General features: G+C 68.4%; 11 protein-coding genes. 1 reads left to right on the forward strand and 10 read right to left on the reverse strand.

Going from position 1 to position 15,806, the window contains the following annotated elements; translation table 11 throughout:
* Nucleotides 1–8: 8 nt before the first annotated feature.
* The 5 genes from HZ989_RS05120 to HZ989_RS05140 form a co-directional block, all read right to left on the reverse strand.
* Nucleotides 9–1,532 (reverse strand): UxaA family hydrolase, encoded by a 1,524-nt coding sequence (locus HZ989_RS05120; RefSeq protein ID WP_245162461.1) that lies wholly within the window; start codon nucleotides 1,530–1,532, stop codon nucleotides 9–11.
* A gap of 44 nt (nucleotides 1,533–1,576) precedes the next feature.
* A complete protein-coding gene (locus HZ989_RS05125; protein WP_209322555.1) occupies nucleotides 1,577–4,957 on the reverse strand; it encodes an error-prone DNA polymerase in 3,381 nt (1,126 codons plus the stop codon).
* A complete protein-coding gene (locus tag HZ989_RS05130; protein WP_245162462.1) occupies nucleotides 4,954–6,519 on the reverse strand; it encodes a DNA polymerase Y family protein in 1,566 nt (521 codons plus the stop codon). Before HZ989_RS05130 ends, HZ989_RS05125 begins: the two co-directional genes overlap by 4 nt.
* On the reverse strand, nucleotides 6,410–7,198 hold the full coding sequence (locus tag HZ989_RS05135; RefSeq protein ID WP_209322556.1) for an ImuA family protein: 789 nt from the start codon (nucleotides 7,196–7,198) through the stop codon (nucleotides 6,410–6,412). Before HZ989_RS05135 ends, HZ989_RS05130 begins: the two co-directional genes overlap by 110 nt.
* A gap of 90 nt (nucleotides 7,199–7,288) precedes the next feature.
* On the reverse strand, nucleotides 7,289–9,085 hold the full coding sequence (locus HZ989_RS05140) for an IlvD/Edd family dehydratase (protein ID WP_371812981.1): 1,797 nt from the start codon (nucleotides 9,083–9,085) through the stop codon (nucleotides 7,289–7,291).
* 162 nt (nucleotides 9,086–9,247) lie between these two features.
* Here HZ989_RS05140 and HZ989_RS05145 point away from each other — a divergent pair, with 162 nt between their 5' ends.
* On the forward strand, nucleotides 9,248–10,003 hold the full coding sequence (locus tag HZ989_RS05145; protein WP_209322558.1) for a FadR/GntR family transcriptional regulator: 756 nt from the start codon (nucleotides 9,248–9,250) through the stop codon (nucleotides 10,001–10,003).
* A gap of 51 nt (nucleotides 10,004–10,054) precedes the next feature.
* Here the strand turns inward: HZ989_RS05145 and pelA are convergent, their stop codons facing one another.
* The 5 genes from pelA to HZ989_RS05170 form a co-directional block, all read right to left on the reverse strand.
* Nucleotides 10,055–11,116: a pectate lyase gene (pelA, locus tag HZ989_RS05150; RefSeq protein ID WP_209322559.1), complete on the reverse strand. Its 1,062-nt coding sequence runs from the start codon at nucleotides 11,114–11,116 to the stop codon at nucleotides 10,055–10,057.
* The gene (locus HZ989_RS05155) at nucleotides 11,113–11,985 is read right to left on the reverse strand and encodes an aldose 1-epimerase (protein ID WP_209322560.1); all 873 of its coding nucleotides are present in this window, start codon (nucleotides 11,983–11,985) and stop codon (nucleotides 11,113–11,115) included. The genes pelA and HZ989_RS05155 overlap by 4 nt, the downstream gene beginning before the upstream one ends.
* Entirely contained in the window at nucleotides 11,982–12,836 is an 855-nt protein-coding gene (locus HZ989_RS05160) for an SMP-30/gluconolactonase/LRE family protein (RefSeq protein ID WP_209322561.1), read from the reverse strand. Before HZ989_RS05160 ends, HZ989_RS05155 begins: the two co-directional genes overlap by 4 nt.
* A 3-nt stretch (nucleotides 12,837–12,839) precedes the next feature.
* Entirely contained in the window at nucleotides 12,840–14,282 is a 1,443-nt protein-coding gene (locus tag HZ989_RS05165; protein ID WP_209322562.1) for an aldehyde dehydrogenase family protein, read from the reverse strand.
* A gap of 62 nt (nucleotides 14,283–14,344) precedes the next feature.
* Complete coding sequence (locus HZ989_RS05170; protein ID WP_209322563.1) at nucleotides 14,345–15,778, reverse strand: sugar porter family MFS transporter; 1,434 nt, start codon at nucleotides 15,776–15,778, stop codon at nucleotides 14,345–14,347.
* Between the last annotated feature and the right edge of the window lie 28 nt (nucleotides 15,779–15,806).

The raw sequence follows: 15,806 nt of genomic DNA on the forward strand, positions 1-15,806 counted from the left end.
TTTCACCGTCACATGACCGCGCCGAGCCGCCACGGCTGAATTTCGTCCTCGCCGAAGCCAAGGGCCTCGCTCCGGGACGGCTCGCCCGAGGCCGTGCGGATCATCAAATCCAGAATGCGCTCGCCCATTTCCGGGATCGAAACCCCGGCCGACAGGATCTCTCCGCAGTCCAGATCCATGTCGTCGGCCATCCGCCGGTACATGGCCGTATTGGTCGCCAGCTTCAGGCTGGGTGCGGGTTTGGCGCCGAAGACCGATCCCCGGCCGGTCGTGAAACAGATCAGATTGGCCCCGCCCGCGATCTGGCCTGTGGCCGAGACGGGGTCGTATCCGGGCGTGTCCATGAAGACGAGGCCGGGCGCGGTCACCGCCTCGGCATAGTTGTAGACGGCGTTCAACGGCGACGACCCCGCCTTGGCCACCGCTCCCAGAGACTTCTCCAGAATGGTCGTCAGCCCGCCAGCCTTGTTCCCGGCCGAGGGATTGTTGTCCATGGACCCGCCGGTCGCGGCGACATGACGCTCCCACCAGCCGATGCGCCCCATCAACCGCTCGGTCACGGAGGGATCGGCCGCGCGGCGCGTCAGCAGATGTTCCGCGCCATAAATCTCGGGTGTCTCGCTCAGGATCGCGGTGCCGCCCTGTGCGACCAGCAGGTCTACGGCGTGACCCAGGGCCGGATTGGCCGTCACGCCGGAATAGCCGTCCGAGCCTCCGCATTGCAGGCCGACGACCAGGCCGGACAGCGGTTGAGGCATCCGGGTCAGGGTATCGGCCGCCTCCGCCATGGCCATCATGCGCTCGATCCCGGCCGCGATGGTGGCGGATGTACCGCCCTCGCCCTGGATGGTCATGGTGGACAGGGTGTCGCCGGATGCCAGGCCTTCGGCCTCGGTCAGGCCGGACAGCTGGTTGGTCTCGCACCCCAGACCCAGCATCAGCACGCCCGCGACGTTCGGATGTTGCGCATAGCCCGCCAGGGTGCGGCGCAGGACGTCCATCGCCTCGCCCGAGGACTCCATCGCGCAGCCGGAGCCATGGGTCACGGCCACGACGCCGTCGATGTTGGCAAAGCCGTCGCCCAGCCGCGACTCGACCTCGCGCGCGATCCTGCGGGCCACCATGGCTGAACAGTTCACCGAGGTGACGACGGCCAGATAGTTGCGGGTGCCGACCCGACCGTCGGGGCGGAGATATCCCTCGAAGGTGCGATGCGCCGGGGCCGTGACAGTCGCGGGACTCGCTTCATGGGCTCTGACGCGCATCGTGACCTCGCCCATGCCGAGATTGTGGACATGAACCCAGTCTCCGGTCCGCACGGCCGCCGTCGTCGCGCCGATGACCTGACCATATTTCCGGACGGGCGTTCCGGGCACCATGTCGCGCAGGGCCACCTTGTGTCCGGCCGGGATCGTCTCGTTGACGACGACGCTGTCCAGTAAGGTCTCGCCGGCCTCCAGCGCGCGGACGCAGACGGCGACGTCGTCGTCCCGATTCAGGCGAAGGGCGGCGAGGGACGTGAGCTCAGTCAAGATCATGCGTCAGGATATCGAGTCGCGCGCTTGAGGGCGACTGCTCAATGAAAGTCCCTGGAGTTGGGCAGGACGCGGACATCGCGAGGGTGACGGCCGGTCGGGTGGCGCGGGGGCTGGGGGCGGACGATCTCGTCGGCGCGCGACAGCTGGATGTCCACCTCATGATCTTCGGACAGGCGGGCCAGTTCGGCGGACCGGTCGATGACACGCCGCGCCACGACGTGGACCACACCCTCCGGGCTTTTCTCTAGCACACCCTCGACCTCCATCAGGCGGGCCCCCATGACCTCGCGGCGGAACTGTTCGAACATCCGGGCCCACAGGACGACGTTGGCGATGCCGGTCTCGTCCTCCAGGGTGACGAAGATGGCGTTGCCCTTGCCGGGGCGCTGGCGCACCAGAACGACGCCCGCGACCCGCACCGTCGATCCGCCGCGCCGGGCCAGGGTGTCGGCACAGGTCACCACCCGCCCGGCCGCGAAGACGGGACGCAGGATGGCCATGGGGTGGGCCTTCAGCGACAGGCGGAAGGTCTGGTAGTCGGCCGCGACATGCTCGCCCAGTCGCATCGACGGCAGCTGCGCGTCAGGCTCTACCCCCAGCTCGCGGGCCCCGCGCTCGCGCGCCTCGGCCGCTGCGAACAGGGGCAGGGCGTCGTCGTCGGGCAGTCTCCGTGCCGCCCACAGCGCCTCGCGCCGGTCCAGGCCCATGGAGCGGAAGGCGTCGGCGTCGGCCAGCTTGCGGATCGCGGCACCCGGCAGGCCCCCGCGCCGCGCCAGGGTCTCCAGATCGGTAATGGCCGGATCACGCGCCGCGACCAGGGCCGTCGCCCAGTCCTCGCGAAAGCCGTCGATCTGGCGAAGTCCCAGCCGCAGGGCCAGACGACCGGCCGGTCCTTCCAGGCTGTTGTCCCAAAGGCTGTGCGAGACGTCGATCGGCCGCGTCTCGACGCCGTGTTCCTGCGCGTCACGCACGATCTGGGCAGGGGCATAGAAGCCCATCGGCTGGCTGTTCAGCAGGGCGCAGGCGAAGGCAGCCGGGTGGTGATGCTTGATCCAGGACGAGATGTAGACCAGCAGGGCGAAGGACGCGGCGTGGCTTTCGGGAAATCCATAGGATCCGAACCCCTTGATCTGATCGAAGCAGCGCCGGGCGAAGGCGGGGTCATAACCTCGCTCGATCATGCGGCCGACCATCCGGTGTTCATAGGTGTGCAGGGTGCCGTCGCCCCGGAAGGTGCCCATGGCCTTGCGCAGGCCGTTGGCCTCCTTGTCGGTGAACTCGGCCGCGACCATGGCGACCTTCATCGCCTGTTCCTGGAACAGCGGCACGCCCAGGGTCTTTTCCAGCACGACCTTCAGCTCGTTCGCAGGATAGTCAGGCCCCGGCCGGGAATAGTCCGGCTCTTCCAGCCCGTTGCGACGCCGCAGATAGGGGTGGACCATGTCGCCCTGGATCGGGCCGGGCCGGACGATGGCGACCTGGATGACCAGATCATAGAGCCTGCGCGGCTTCAGACGGGGCAGCATGTTGATCTGGGCCCGGCTCTCCACCTGAAAAACACCGATGGAATCGCCCCGGCAGAGCATGTCGTAGACCGCCGGATCGTCCTGCGGGACCGATGCCAGGTCGTGATCCACCCCGCTGTGTTCGCGCATCAGGTCGAAGGCCTTCCGGATGCAGGTCAGCATGCCCAACGCCAGTACATCGACCTTCATCAGGCGAAGCTCGTCGATGTCGTCCTTGTCCCATTCGATGAAGGTGCGGTCGGGCATGGCCGCGTTGCCGATCGGCACCATCTCGTCCAGCCGGTCCTGGGTCAGGATGAAGCCGCCGACGTGCTGGGACAGGTGGCGCGGGTGGTTCAGCAGCCGCATGGCCATGGCGACCGCGCGCCGGATCATGGGGTTGGTGGCGTCCAGCCCCGCCTGTTCGACGTGGCGTTCGCTCATTTCCGACCCCCAGCTGCCCCACTGGCTGCCGGCCAGGCGGGCGGTCACGTCCTCGGTCAGGCCCAGGACCTTTCCGACCTCGCGGATGGCGCTCTTGGGCCGATAGCGGATGACGGTGCCGGCGATACCCGCGCGGTGACGGCCATAGCGGTCGTAGATGTGCTGGATGATTTCCTCGCGCCGCTCGTGCTCGAAATCCACATCGATGTCGGGCGGCTCGCCCCGATCCTCTGACAGAAAGCGCTCGAACAGAAGGTCGGATTCCATCGGGTTCACAGAGGTGATGCCCAGCACGTAACAGACCGCCGAGTTGGCCGCCGAACCACGGCCCTGGCACAGGATGCCCTTGTCGCGCGCCACCCGTACGATGTCGTAGATGGTCAGGAAATAGGGGGCGAAGGCGGCCTTCCTGATGAAGGCCAGTTCCTTGACCAGCAGGTCGCGGACCTTCCCGGGCACCCCGTCGGGATAGCGACGGTCCGCATGTTTCCAGGTCAGGTCCTCCAGCCAGGCCTGGGCCTCCCAGCCCGGGGGGACGGGTTCCTCAGGGTACTGATAGCGCAGCTGTTCAAGGTCGAACCCGACGCGCGCCAGAAACGCCTGGGTCTGGGCCACGGCCTCGGGCGCATCACGAAACAGGCGTGCCATTTCCTCCGGGGATTTCAGGTGCCGCTCGGCATTGGCGTTCAGCAGACGCCCGGCCGTCTCGATGGTCACGCCTTCGCGGATGCAGGTGACGACGTCCTGCAGGTCGCGCTGTTCCGCGTCGTGATACAGCACGTCGTTGACGGCCAGCAGGGGAAGGCTGGCCCTTTCGGCCAGGGCCTTCAGGCGAGCCAGACGACGGCGGTCGTCGCCGCCGCGCCCCATGACGGCCCCCAGCCAGGTCGATCCGGGGGCGGCCGCCCCGACCTGATCCAGAACGGCCGCCAGCCGGTCCGGCCGCCGGTCCGGCATGACGATCAGCAGCAGGTCTTCGGGGGCGGCCAGCAGGTCCCGCAGGCCGATCTCGCACTGCCCCTTGAGGGCCCTACGATTGCCAAGGGTCAGCAGGCGGGTCAGCCGTCCCCATCCGGCGCGGGTCCCGGGATAGGCGACGATGTCGGGCGTCCCGTCGTTGAAGACCAGGCGCGCGCCGGTCGCCAGCCTGAAGCGGGCGGCGCGTCGCCTGACCTCCTCCGACAGGGCCGGGTCGTTGGCGGGGTCCTCGACATAGGTGACCTCGCCGGGCCCCGATCCCTCGCGCATCACGTCGGGCGGCGACAGTCCGTCCTCCCGCAGGGCTTTCAGGGCGCTCCAGGCCCGGACGACCCCGGCCACGGTGTTGCGATCCGCCAGACCCAGGCCGGAATGGCCACGCAGGATCGCTGTCGCCACCAGCTCCTTGGGATGGGATGCCCCTCTCAGGAACGAGAAATTGCTGGCGGATGCCAGTTCGGCATAGTCGCCGGGGGGATCGAGACGGCTCATGCGAACAGGCCGTGGATGAACCAGCGGGGTTCCGGTGTCTGGCCGTACAGACCCTGGCGGAACAGCCAGAAGCGACGGCCCTCGGTGTCCTCGACCCGGTAGTAGTCGCGGGTGCGCTGGTCGGGGGCGCGCCACCATTCGCCGGCGATGCGCTCGGGGCCCTCTGACCGGACGACCTGGTGCAGCACCCGCCGCCAGCGAAAACGCAGGGGCGAGCCGTCGGGCACCTCGGCCAGGGTCTCGACCGGCTGGGGCGGGTCGAACATCTGAAAGGGGCGCAGCGGCGGATCCTCGGGGTCGGGCTCGGGCCATTCGGCTTCGGGCCCGGCCATCCCGGAGGGGAGCAGGCGTGACGCCCGTTCGGGCATGTGCGAGCCGAAGGGCTGGAAGCACAGCACGGACCCGGGGCCCAGCCGCGCCGCCAGCCGGTCGATCAGGTGTCCGACCTGCTCGGTGCCGGGCCGCTCGCCCTCCATGCTGTCCTGTGTCGGGGCGACGGGTTCGGTCCAGGGCACCGCCAGACGAATCTGGTCGAAGCCGAAACCCGGATCCAGCGGATGGGTCAGCGCCCCCAGACGCTCCCTGAACAGGCGCTGCAGGGCTGCGGGATCGCGGCTCGGCTGACCGGTTCGGATCGAGATGCGGCGGACGTGGCCATCCAGGCGATAGAAGAAGACCTCGAAGGCGCGACCGCCCTGGCCCCTCTGGTCCAGCTGGTCGACGGCGTCGGCCACCAGGTCCTGGAACACCCGCTCCACATCGTCCTGGGTCACGATGGGCTCGACCAGGATGCGATCGACGACGCAGGCGGGGACCGGGCGATGCGGTGTTATGCGCACATCCTCGTCGCCCAGCACCCTCGCCAGACGGGCGGGAAAGTCGGTCCCGAACCGGGCGGCCATCGGGGCACGGGGGCGGTCGTCCAGATCGGACAGCCGTTTCAGTCCCGCGCGGCGCAGGGCGCGTTCGTCGGGCCCGGCCAGTTCCAGCGCGGCGACCGACAGGCGACGGACGGCGGCGCGGGCGTCCTGTCCGGCGAACAGGCCGCCGGGGCCGAACCGCGCCAGGGCCCGGGCCGACTGGGGTGTATCAGCCATGGCCCAGCGCAGGCTCAGTCCGACCCCTGTGGCGCGCCGCCGGACCGAGCGGATCAATCCGGCCTCGTCGCCGAACAGATGGGCGCAGCCGGTCACGTCCAGCATCAGGCCGTGGGGCGGGTCCAGGGCGATCAGGGGGGTGAACCGCCCGAAATCCTTCAGTACTCGCCGCAGCAAGGTGGCATCGGCATCCGGGTCGTCGGCGACGGTACGCAGCTCGGGTGTCCGTGCCCGCGCATCGGCCAGGGTCATGCCGGGGGACAGGCCCAGCCGGGACGCGGCCGGATCGATCGCCGCCAGCCGCAGCGCACCCTTGACCTTCTCGACCATGACGACCGGTCGGGGATCAGCGGCATCAGGCGACGCGGCTTTCGCCTGTTCCCCACGTTGCAGGCGTTCGCTCGGCAGCCAGGGGAACCACAGCGCCAGATACCGGCGACCGTTCGAGGAAGGCCCGGCGTTCACGGTCCCACTCCATGATCCACGTGCGGGGTTCGACCCCACCGCGGTGACGCAGCAGGGTCGCGGAAAAAGACGGTCGGCCCGGCGCTCCGGCTTCGAGGGGGGTGGAGGGGGCCGCGCCCACGGACCACCGGGTCAGGGCCGCGCTGGGGGCCGGGACCGCGCCGGCCCGCGCCAGGAACAGGGTCGCGGTTCCCGCCTGCGCGGCCAGCGACAGACGCCGGCTGGCGGTCAGGGTCATGGCCCTGGCCTCGCCCCAGGCGCTCAGCAGCACCGCGCCGACCGCCGGGCTGCGCAAGGCCTCCTCGCCCACGGCCAGCAGGGTCTGGATGTCGCTGGCGCGGACCAGAAGCACATCCTTTGGCCGAACCCCCATTTCATGCAGGCCCGGTCCATGCGGTGTGCCGGTCTCGGTCTCCACCAGACGGTGGATGGCCCAGACGATCGGTCGCCCGCCCGCCGCCCTGACGGCCAGCCCCAGCCCGAAGGCGTTCAGCGCCACGGCATCGGCGGGTGTACCGGCATAAAGGTCGTGAACGGCGCGAGGATCCAGCCTGTCCAGCAGGCCCTGATCGCCCGATGAAAGACCCGCGCGGGCACGGCCGGGCCGCGACCGGTCAAGCCTGGCCAGCCCCGCCCTGAGGGCGACCAGTCGTCGTTCCTTGTCTTCTATGTTCCTCATTTGTTCTATATGCCACCCGACGGGCCGGGAGAGTCAAGCGGCATATGGAACGGGCGATGTCGTTGGGGTGGACGGCTCGCGAACGGTCGATCAGTGGTTGTCGCGGGGATTGCCGAAGCGGTCGATGATGCGGTGGTATTTGAGTGCGGGCTCCAGCACGGCTCCGGTGCTCAACTGCCCGACCGTGGCGCGCTGCATTTCCTGCCAGGGAGTCTGGGAGGGGGGCACCTGGAAGCCGCCCGCCGCCTCGAGCGCCATGCGTCGCTCCGCCAGTTCTGTGTCAGGGATCAGGACATCGACACGGCAGGTGTTCAGATCGACCCGAACGGGATCGCCGGTCCGCAGGAGCGCCAGATTCCCACCCGCCGCCGCCTCCGGAGATGCGTTGAGGATCGACGGCGAGCCTGACGTGCCGGACTGCCGTCCGTCGCCGATACAGGCCAGGGCGTGGATGCCTTCCCGGATCAGGTGCGCGGGCGGGCGCATGTTCACCACCTCGGCCGCCCCCGGATAGCCGATCGGCCCGGCCCCGCGCATGAACAGGACGCTGCGCTCTGTGATGCCGGTCGCCGGATCGTCGATGCGGTGGTGGTAATCCTCGGGTCCATCGAAGACGACGGCGGGGCCCTCAAAGGCGTTCGGGTCGGCGGGGTTGGACAGGTAGCGCTCGCGGAACTCGGCGGCGATGACGCTGGTCTTCATGATGGCGCTGTCGAACAGGTTGCCGGTCAGGACCAGGAAGCCGGCGTCCTCGACCAGCGGGTCGTCCATCGTGCGGATGACGTCGGGCAGCAGGATATCGGCACCCCTGCAGTTGTCACCGATCGTCCGGCCGTTGACGGTCATGGCCTCCTCGCGGATCAGGCCTTTGCTCATCAGCTGGGCGATGACGGCGGGCACGCCCCCGGCCTGATGGAAGTCCTCACCCAGGTATTTGCCGGCGGGTTGCAGATTGACCAGCAGGGGCACCGCGTGGCCGTGGGTCTGCCAGTCCCTGATCGGCAGATCGATGCCGGAATGCCGTGCCAGGGCGGTGATATGGACCGGCGCATTGGTCGATCCGCCGATGGCCGAGTTGACCACGATGGCGTTGTGGAAGGCGTCGGCGGTCAGGATGTCGGAGGGCTTCAGGTCCTCGTGCACCATCTCGACGATGCGCTTGCCGGTCAGATAGGCGACCTGGGGCCGCTCGCGATAGGGGGCCGGGATGGCGGCCGAGCCGGGCAGGGACATGCCCAGGGCTTCGGCCAGGCTGTTCATGGTCGAGGCCGTGCCCATGGTGTTGCAGTAACCGACCGAGGGGGCCGAAGTGGCGACCAGGTCGATGAAACCTTCATAGTCCAGCTCCCCGGCCGCCATCATCTCGCGGGCCTTCCAGATGATGGTGCCCGAACCGATCCGCTCGCCTTTCAGCCAGCCGTTCAGCATCGGTCCGACCGACAGGGCGATGGCGGGAATGTCGACGGTCGCGGCGGCCATCAGGCAGGCGGGCGTGGTCTTGTCGCAGCCGATGGTCAGGACCACGCCATCCAGCGGATAGCCGTACAGCAGCTCGACCAGACCCATGTAGGCGAGGTTGCGGTCCAGGCCTGCCGTCGGCCGCTTGCCGGTTTCCTGGATCGGATGGACCGGAAACTCCATGGCGATACCGCCTGCTTCACGGATGCCTTCGCGAACCCGTTTGGCGAGCTCGATGTGATGGCGGTTGCAGGGCGCGAGGTCCGACCCGGTCTGGGCGATGCCGATGATCGGCTTGCCCGAGCGCAGTTCGTCCAGCGTCAGGCCGTAGTTCAGATAACGCTCGAGATAGAGCGCGGTCATGTCGGGGTTGTCGGGATTGTCGAACCAGGCGCGGGAGCGAAGCGGTCGTCGGGGTGGAGAGATCATCGTGCGCATCCGCCGGAGCGCCCCCGCTTTCGATATCGAACGGCGGCCCCTCAAATAATATCATCATATAAATGATCTCGACCGGTCGCCAGGCTTTTTGGGCCGGGTTCACCCGGCGCAGTCTGCTTTGCGGACGCGGGGGGACCGTATAAAGCGGAATCCATGACGGCCGCCCCTCCTCTCACCAGCCTGTCGACCAGCGCGCGTGGTCCGGGCAAGACGGTGTCGAGCCACGATCAGATCGTTCGCTCGCTGGGCCAGGACATCCTGGCCGGCCGCATCGCGCCGGGAGACAAGTTGCCCGGCGAGGCCGATCTGTTGAACCGGTTCGGAGTGTCGAGAACCGCGCTGCGGGAAGCGCTCAAGACGCTTTCGGCCAAAGGGTTTCTGGTCGTGAAGACCCGGGTCGGGACCAAGGTCACCGATCCCCTGCGGTGGAACCTGTTCGACAGCGAAGTTCTGGCCTGGCAGGTGGCGAACGGCATGGACGCCCGGTTCCGTCGGCATCTGGCGGAGGTCCGGCGCGCGCTGGAACCGGCCGCGGCGGCCCTGGCGGCCCGGCATCGCGGCGTGGAGGACCTGGCCGGAATGCGGGCGGCTGTCGAGGCCATGCGACGCGAGCAGCAGTCGGAACACGGGTTCGCCCAGGCGGATCTGAACCTGCATCTGCGGATCGCTGCGGCGTCCGGAAATCCGCTGATGCGGTCCCTGGCCAGCGTGATCGAGACAGCCCTGCTGGAGGCCTTCACCCTCAGCCCGCCGACCAGAAGCCCCGTCCTGCATCGTGAGACCGTCGATCTTCACGAACGGATCGTGGACCATATCGAGTCCGGGAATGCGTCGGCCGCCGCTGCCGCCATGCTCGCCGTCATCGACGCAGGCTACAGGCGCGTCGAGGCAGAGAAGGACGCCGGCTGAAGGCGTATCGGGGCAACCGCCCGCGCGCGGCCTGTTGCGGATAGAATACGATCAGGACAGGCCGACACGGCGTCGCCACGCCGGATAGTCGTCTCGCAGCAGGCCGGCCGGCCGGTCGCCGTAGTAGCGGTAGCCCATGCGGCGCTCGCGCTCGATCTGCGAGAGTTCGTAATGCACAACGCTGTCGCGGCCGAGGAAGATCGGACGGTTCGTCTCCAGATCGTAGAACCGCGCCCAGAGCGGCGGAGCCTGTGGATCGGCGACCACCTGCAGGTCCGGTTCGTCGTCGGGGGCGGTGACGGTTTGCAGGCGCATACCGTGGATGGCGCTGGCCCTGAACCAGCCGACGGCCCCCTCCACCGCAGCGATGACGGTGGGCGAGGGGTCGGGGATCGACATCAGGAAGCGCGTGATGCCGACGCTCTCGCTGCCCGACAGGGACGGCGGTTCAAACGCGCGGGCCCAGGCGGGTTCAAGCGTGGTTTCGTCATGTTGGGCGCACCAGACGGTCAGGACGCCGTTCTGGCGGACCTGGGTGGCCAGGATCGTCTGGATGCCCCTGGCTACGGCCGCGCCCGCCCGCGCGCGACGGTCGGCATCGACGAACCCATAGGGACCGGATCCGTCCGCGATCTCACGCAGCAGGACCATGATCCTCACCATGGCGTCGTCATTGTAGGTGATGTGCGTGTAGTAGCCCGGCCGCAGCGGATAGAACTGGGGCCAGCCGCCGCTCGGAGACTGGGCCGCTAGGGTGTAATCCAGACCCCGGTCGAATGCCGCGCGATCGGCCGGGCGCTCTCCGGCCGCAATCACCCGCGCCAGAAAGGCCATCGGCAGGGTGGTGCCGTCGTTGTCGAACGTATTCTTCGAACGTTCGTCCACGGGCGTGACGTCGGGCGGCACGGCCAGCGAGGTGTTCTTGGGCCAGCCGCCTTCCGGTGACTGGTGAGCGACGACGCTGTCGGCGATGGCTCGCGCCTCGGCCGTCGCATACCAGTCGGGGTCCCGTCGGGTGATCTGGTCGTTCCAATCGGCCGTCTGGGCCAGGACGGGTGAGGCCAGGGTAGCGGTCAGGGCGATGACGGCCGGCATCCAGCGGCGGGCGATCATGAGCGGTCTCCGATGGAGGCGGCGTCGATCCGCATCGACATGGACAGGGTCTGGCCCGACGTCAGGACCTTGAGGCCGGTGTCCTCCCCGGCGGGGGCATTGTGGGCGTTCGGGCGATGAGTGACCGGCTCGATGCAGACGAAACCGGCGTCATGCGGGGCGTAGATCTGCAGCCAGCGGGCATTGACGGAGGCCGTCACGTGAACCGCATGGTCGGCGTGGCGCAGTCTGGCCTGCCCGGACCAGTCGGCATAGGCGTTGTCCACGAACGGAGCCGCCGTCACGGTCGCGCCCCCGGACCAGTCCATGACACCGGCGGCCGGGATCAGTTTTTCGGGAATCCCGTCGGTGCCGTTCGCCCAGACGCGTGGGGCGGGTGCGGTCAGCACGGTTCCGGGTCCAACGACGAAATAGGGATGCAGGCCCAGACCCGCGGGCATCGGCTCCCGATCCGCATTGGTGATCGAGAGGGTCATCTCCAGTCCGTCCGCATCGAGGCGAAAGCTGTGGGAGGCGGTCCAGACCCAGGGCCAGTCCGGGCTCGCCCCTGCCGAAAGGGCCAGGTCGACGAATTCGGTGCCCCTTCCCAGCACGCTCCACGGCTTCAACCAGCCGACACCGTGCAGGGCATGGGGCTCGAAGCCGGGCGTTGGCGGCAGGGTGACGTCGCGATGCGCGAAAGCGAACGCGCCGCGATCGATCCGGTTGGCATAGGGAACCAATGGAAAGCTTCCGGTCTCGAGCGGCCCTCCTGCACCCTCCGGCGCGGGCCGAAGGATGTCCTGGCCGCGCCAGGTCAGTCGCGTGATCGCAGCCCCTATCTCGGGCCGGACCGACAGCGCCCAGTCGTCCCGCTCCAGCGTGATCACAGCCGCACCCGATGCTGGGGCAGGCCCGGGGTATCGACCCGGACGCGGAACAGACCACCCAGACCCGGCTGCTCTGTCCGCTTGTCGGCGTTGTTCAGCCAGGCGGTGGTGCAATACAGGTCGCGCAGGTCGTCGCCCCCGAAGGCGGCCTTGGTCACCGTCTGGACCGGAAACCGGATGGTCCCGATTCGCTCGCCGCTCGGCGAAAAACGCGCGACGCCCCAGCCATTGAACAGGCCGACGTGCAGCACGCCCTCGGCATCGACGCTGGGCCCGTCCGAGAACCCGTCCGTGGTCTCGGCGAACAGTCGCTTGTTGGTCAGCACCCCGTCCTTATGGTCGAAGGCGAAGATGCGTCGTGTCGTCGTGTCGTGGTGATAGAGGGTGCGCCCGTCGGGGCTCATCGCCGGACCGTTGGTGACGCGATACCCGTCGTCGTGGCGCTCGACCTTGCCGTTGTGAAAGCGATAGAGGGCGCCCGAGACCGTCGCCTCGGTGTCGTCCATCGACCCGAACCACAGCGATCCGTCCGGGGCCACGAAGCCGTCGTTCAGACGGTTTTGGGGACGGTCCTCCTCGACCCGGACGATGAGATCGAATTGACCGCTCTCCGGATCGAACCGGTGCAGGCCGCCCCGCACGCCGCAGACCAGCGAGCCGTCCTCGGCAGGCAGGGCGAAACCCGTCTGCTCGGGCGTTTCCCAGGATGCTTTTGCATCGTCATCGACGCCGTAACGATGGAGTTTGCGACCCTTGATGTCGACGAACCAGACGGCGCGGCGTGGAGCATCCCAGACCGGGCCTTCGCCCAGTTCCGCCCCCAGGTCCCACACCAGTTCCGGCTCCGACATGTCTCAGCTCCAGGAGTAGCTGGTCTTGGTCTGGGTGAAGAATTCGACGGCGGCGAAGCCCTGTTCGCGGGCACCGTAGCTGGAGCCTTTCGAGCCCCCGAACGGCACGTGATAGTCGACGCCCGCCGTCGCCAGATTGACCATGGTCATGCCGGCGCGGGCACGGCGCTGGAAGTCGCGGGCGTGCTTCAGGCTGGTGGTGACGATGCCGGCCGACAGACCGAATTCGGTGCCGTTGGCGACGGACAGGGCCTCCTCGTAATCCTTGACCCGAATGGTTGAGGCGACGGGGCCGAAGACTTCCTCGGTGTTGATGCGCATGGCCGGATCGGTGTCGGCGATCAGGGTCGGCTGGACGTACCAGCCGGGGTTGGCGAGGCTCAGCCGCTCGCCGCCGGTGACGATGCGGCCGCCCGCCGCGCGGGCAATGTCGATGTATCGGTAGCTGGTCTCCATTTGCGCTTCGGACACGGCCGGGCCCATCTGGGTGTCGGGGTCCAGCGCGTCGCCGACCCGCAAGGCCGCGACCCTCTCGGCCAGCAGGGCGACGAACCGGTCGTGGATGGCGTCGGTGATGATCAGGCGGCTGGAGGCTGTGCAACGCTGACCCGTGGCGAAGAACGACCCGTCCAGCGCGATGGCGACCGCGCGTACCAGATCGGCATCGTCCAGCACGATCAGCGGATTCTTGCCGCCCATCTCCAACTGCACCCGCGCCTGACGCTTGACGGCCCCCAGGGCCACGCCGGCACCCACGCTCTGGGATCCGGTGAAGGACAGGCCGTCCACGTCCGGATGATCGACGATGGCCTGGCCCACGCCGCCCCGACCGATCACGAGGTTGAACACACCCGCCGGGACGCCCGCCTCGACGAGGATGTCGGCCAGGGCGGAGGCCGTCGCGGGCGTCGGTCCCGCCGGCTTCATCACCACCGTATTGCCGAACGCCAAGGCGGGCGCGGCCTTCCAGGCCGGGATGGCGATGGGAAAGTTCCAGGGCGTGATCAGGCCATAGACGCCGACCGCCTGACGATAGGTCTGGATCTCCACGCCGGGGCGGACGCTGTCCAGGTTCTGGCCGTGACGGCGCAGGGCCTCGCCGGCGAAATACTTCAGGATACGACCGGCGCGGACAGTCTCGCCGATGCCTTCGGCCAGGGTCTTGCCTTCCTCGCGAGACAGCAGGCGACCCAGCTGCTCGCGTCGCTTCATGACCAGCGTCCCCGCACGGTCCAGCACATCGGAGCGAACCTCGGGCGAGGCCTCTGACCAGGCCGGGAAGGCGGCCCTGGCGGCGGCGACGGCGGCGTCGACCTCGGCCTGACCGCCATCGGGGGTGCGGGCGACGACCTCATTGGTGTTCGATGGATTGTGGCTCTCGCCCGGCCGGGCCACCTCCGCACGCTCGCCGTCAATCAGGTGGCTGAGGTTCAGGGTCTCGGTCATGGCGTATCCTTTGAAGAAGAGACCGGCGACGGGGGAGCGTCGCCGGGGAGGGGGTCGCTCGATCAGCCGGTCATGTCTTCCAGCTCGCGACCCCGGGTCTCCTTAACCCAGACCTGAACGAGGAAGTAGGACACCAGGGCGCTGGCGGCATAGAAGCCGTAGGTCGCGGGCAGGCCCAGTCCCGCCGCCATGGCCGGGAAGCTGACCGAAATGGCGAAGTTGGCGATCCACTGGGCGAACCCGGCCACCGCCAGCGCCGAGCCGCGCATCTGGTTGGGGAACATCTCGCCCAGCATGACCCACATCACCGGACCCCAGCTGAGGTTGAAGAAGACGACATAGGCATTTGCCGCGATCAGGGCGATCAGCCCGACCTGGCCCGGCAGGTGCACCGCGCCGTCGATCGTCTGGGCCTGCGAGAAGCACCATGCGACGATGGCCAGGGTCACGAACATCCCGGCCGAACCGATCAGCAGCAGGGGCTTTCGGCCGATCCTGTCGATGACGGCGACGGCCGCCAGACACGCCAGGATCGACAGGGTGCCCGAGCCGATGTTGATCAGCAGGGCGTCGTTCTCCGAAAAGCCCACCGACTGCCACAGGGTCGCGCCGTAGTAGAAGACGATGTTGATGCCGACCAGTTGCTGGAACACCGCCAGGATCAGTCCGGCCCAGACGATGGGGCGGACCTTGCGGGTGGCGGGGTCCAGCAGGTCGCGGAAGCTGGGCTTGTGGTCGGCGGCCAGCGAGGCGCGGATCTCGGCGACCTTGCGGACTCCGGCCGTCGGGCCGAACAGTTTGGACAGGACCGCCTCGGCCTGGGCGTCGCGATTCTTGACCACGAGGAAACGCGGGCTTTCGGGGATCAACAGCAGGGCGGCCAGATAGATGGCGGCGGGCACGACCTGCAGCCAGAACATCCAGCGCCAGGCAGGGAAGCCCAGCCAGAACGCCGCCGTCGATCCTCCCGCAGTCGCCGCCAGGGCATAGTTGGCGACGAAGGCACCCGTCAGACCGGTGATGATCATGATCTGCTGCACGCTGGACAGCCGACCTCGCATCGAGGCCGGGGTGACCTCCGAGATATAGGCCGGGGTCAGGACGCTGGCCGCCCCGACTCCCAGACCGCCGATGAAGCGGGCGATGATGAAGTGGGCGGAACTGTCGGCGGCACCGGCCCAGACCGCGCTGACGATGAACAGGGCCGCGGCAATCAGCATGACCGTCTTGCGCCCGATCAGGTCGGCCAGACGCCCCGCCGCGAAGGCCCCGAACGCGCAGCCCAGCAGGATGGCCCCGACGTTGAAACCGGTCCCCAGCGCCGACAGGTTGAAGGCGCTCTCCAGCCCGTCCTGGGTGCCGTTGATGACGCCGGAATCGTAGCCGAACATGAAGCCACCGATGGTCGCCACCGCGACGATCAGGGCGATAAACGCCATATTGACCTGATCGGTCCCCGCGATATCGGGTCCTGATCCGCCTGTCGGTCCTGCCATTCTCGTTTCCTCCGTTCCAGGGCTCTGA

The sequence above is a fragment of the Brevundimonas sp. AJA228-03 genome, from assembly GCF_017795885.1.
Taxonomy (GTDB): Bacteria; Pseudomonadota; Alphaproteobacteria; order Caulobacterales; family Caulobacteraceae; genus Brevundimonas.

Coding starts and splice junctions, on each gene's coding strand:
- HZ989_RS05125 (WP_209322555.1), bottom strand. CDS start 4,957: ATGAGCCGTCTCGATCCCCCCGGCGACTATGCCGAACTGGCATCCGCC.
- HZ989_RS05135 (WP_209322556.1), bottom strand. CDS start 7,198: ATGAGGAACATAGAAGACAAGGAACGACGACTGGTCGCCCTCAGGGCG.
- HZ989_RS05140 (WP_371812981.1), bottom strand. CDS start 9,085: ATGATCTCTCCACCCCGACGACCGCTTCGCTCCCGCGCCTGGTTCGAC.
- HZ989_RS05145 (WP_209322558.1), top strand. CDS start 9,248: ATGACGGCCGCCCCTCCTCTCACCAGCCTGTCGACCAGCGCGCGTGGT.
- pelA (WP_209322559.1), bottom strand. CDS start 11,116: ATGATCGCCCGCCGCTGGATGCCGGCCGTCATCGCCCTGACCGCTACC.
- HZ989_RS05160 (WP_209322561.1), bottom strand. CDS start 12,836: ATGTCGGAGCCGGAACTGGTGTGGGACCTGGGGGCGGAACTGGGCGAA.
- HZ989_RS05165 (WP_209322562.1), bottom strand. CDS start 14,282: ATGACCGAGACCCTGAACCTCAGCCACCTGATTGACGGCGAGCGTGCG.
- HZ989_RS05170 (WP_209322563.1), bottom strand. CDS start 15,778: ATGGCAGGACCGACAGGCGGATCAGGACCCGATATCGCGGGGACCGAT.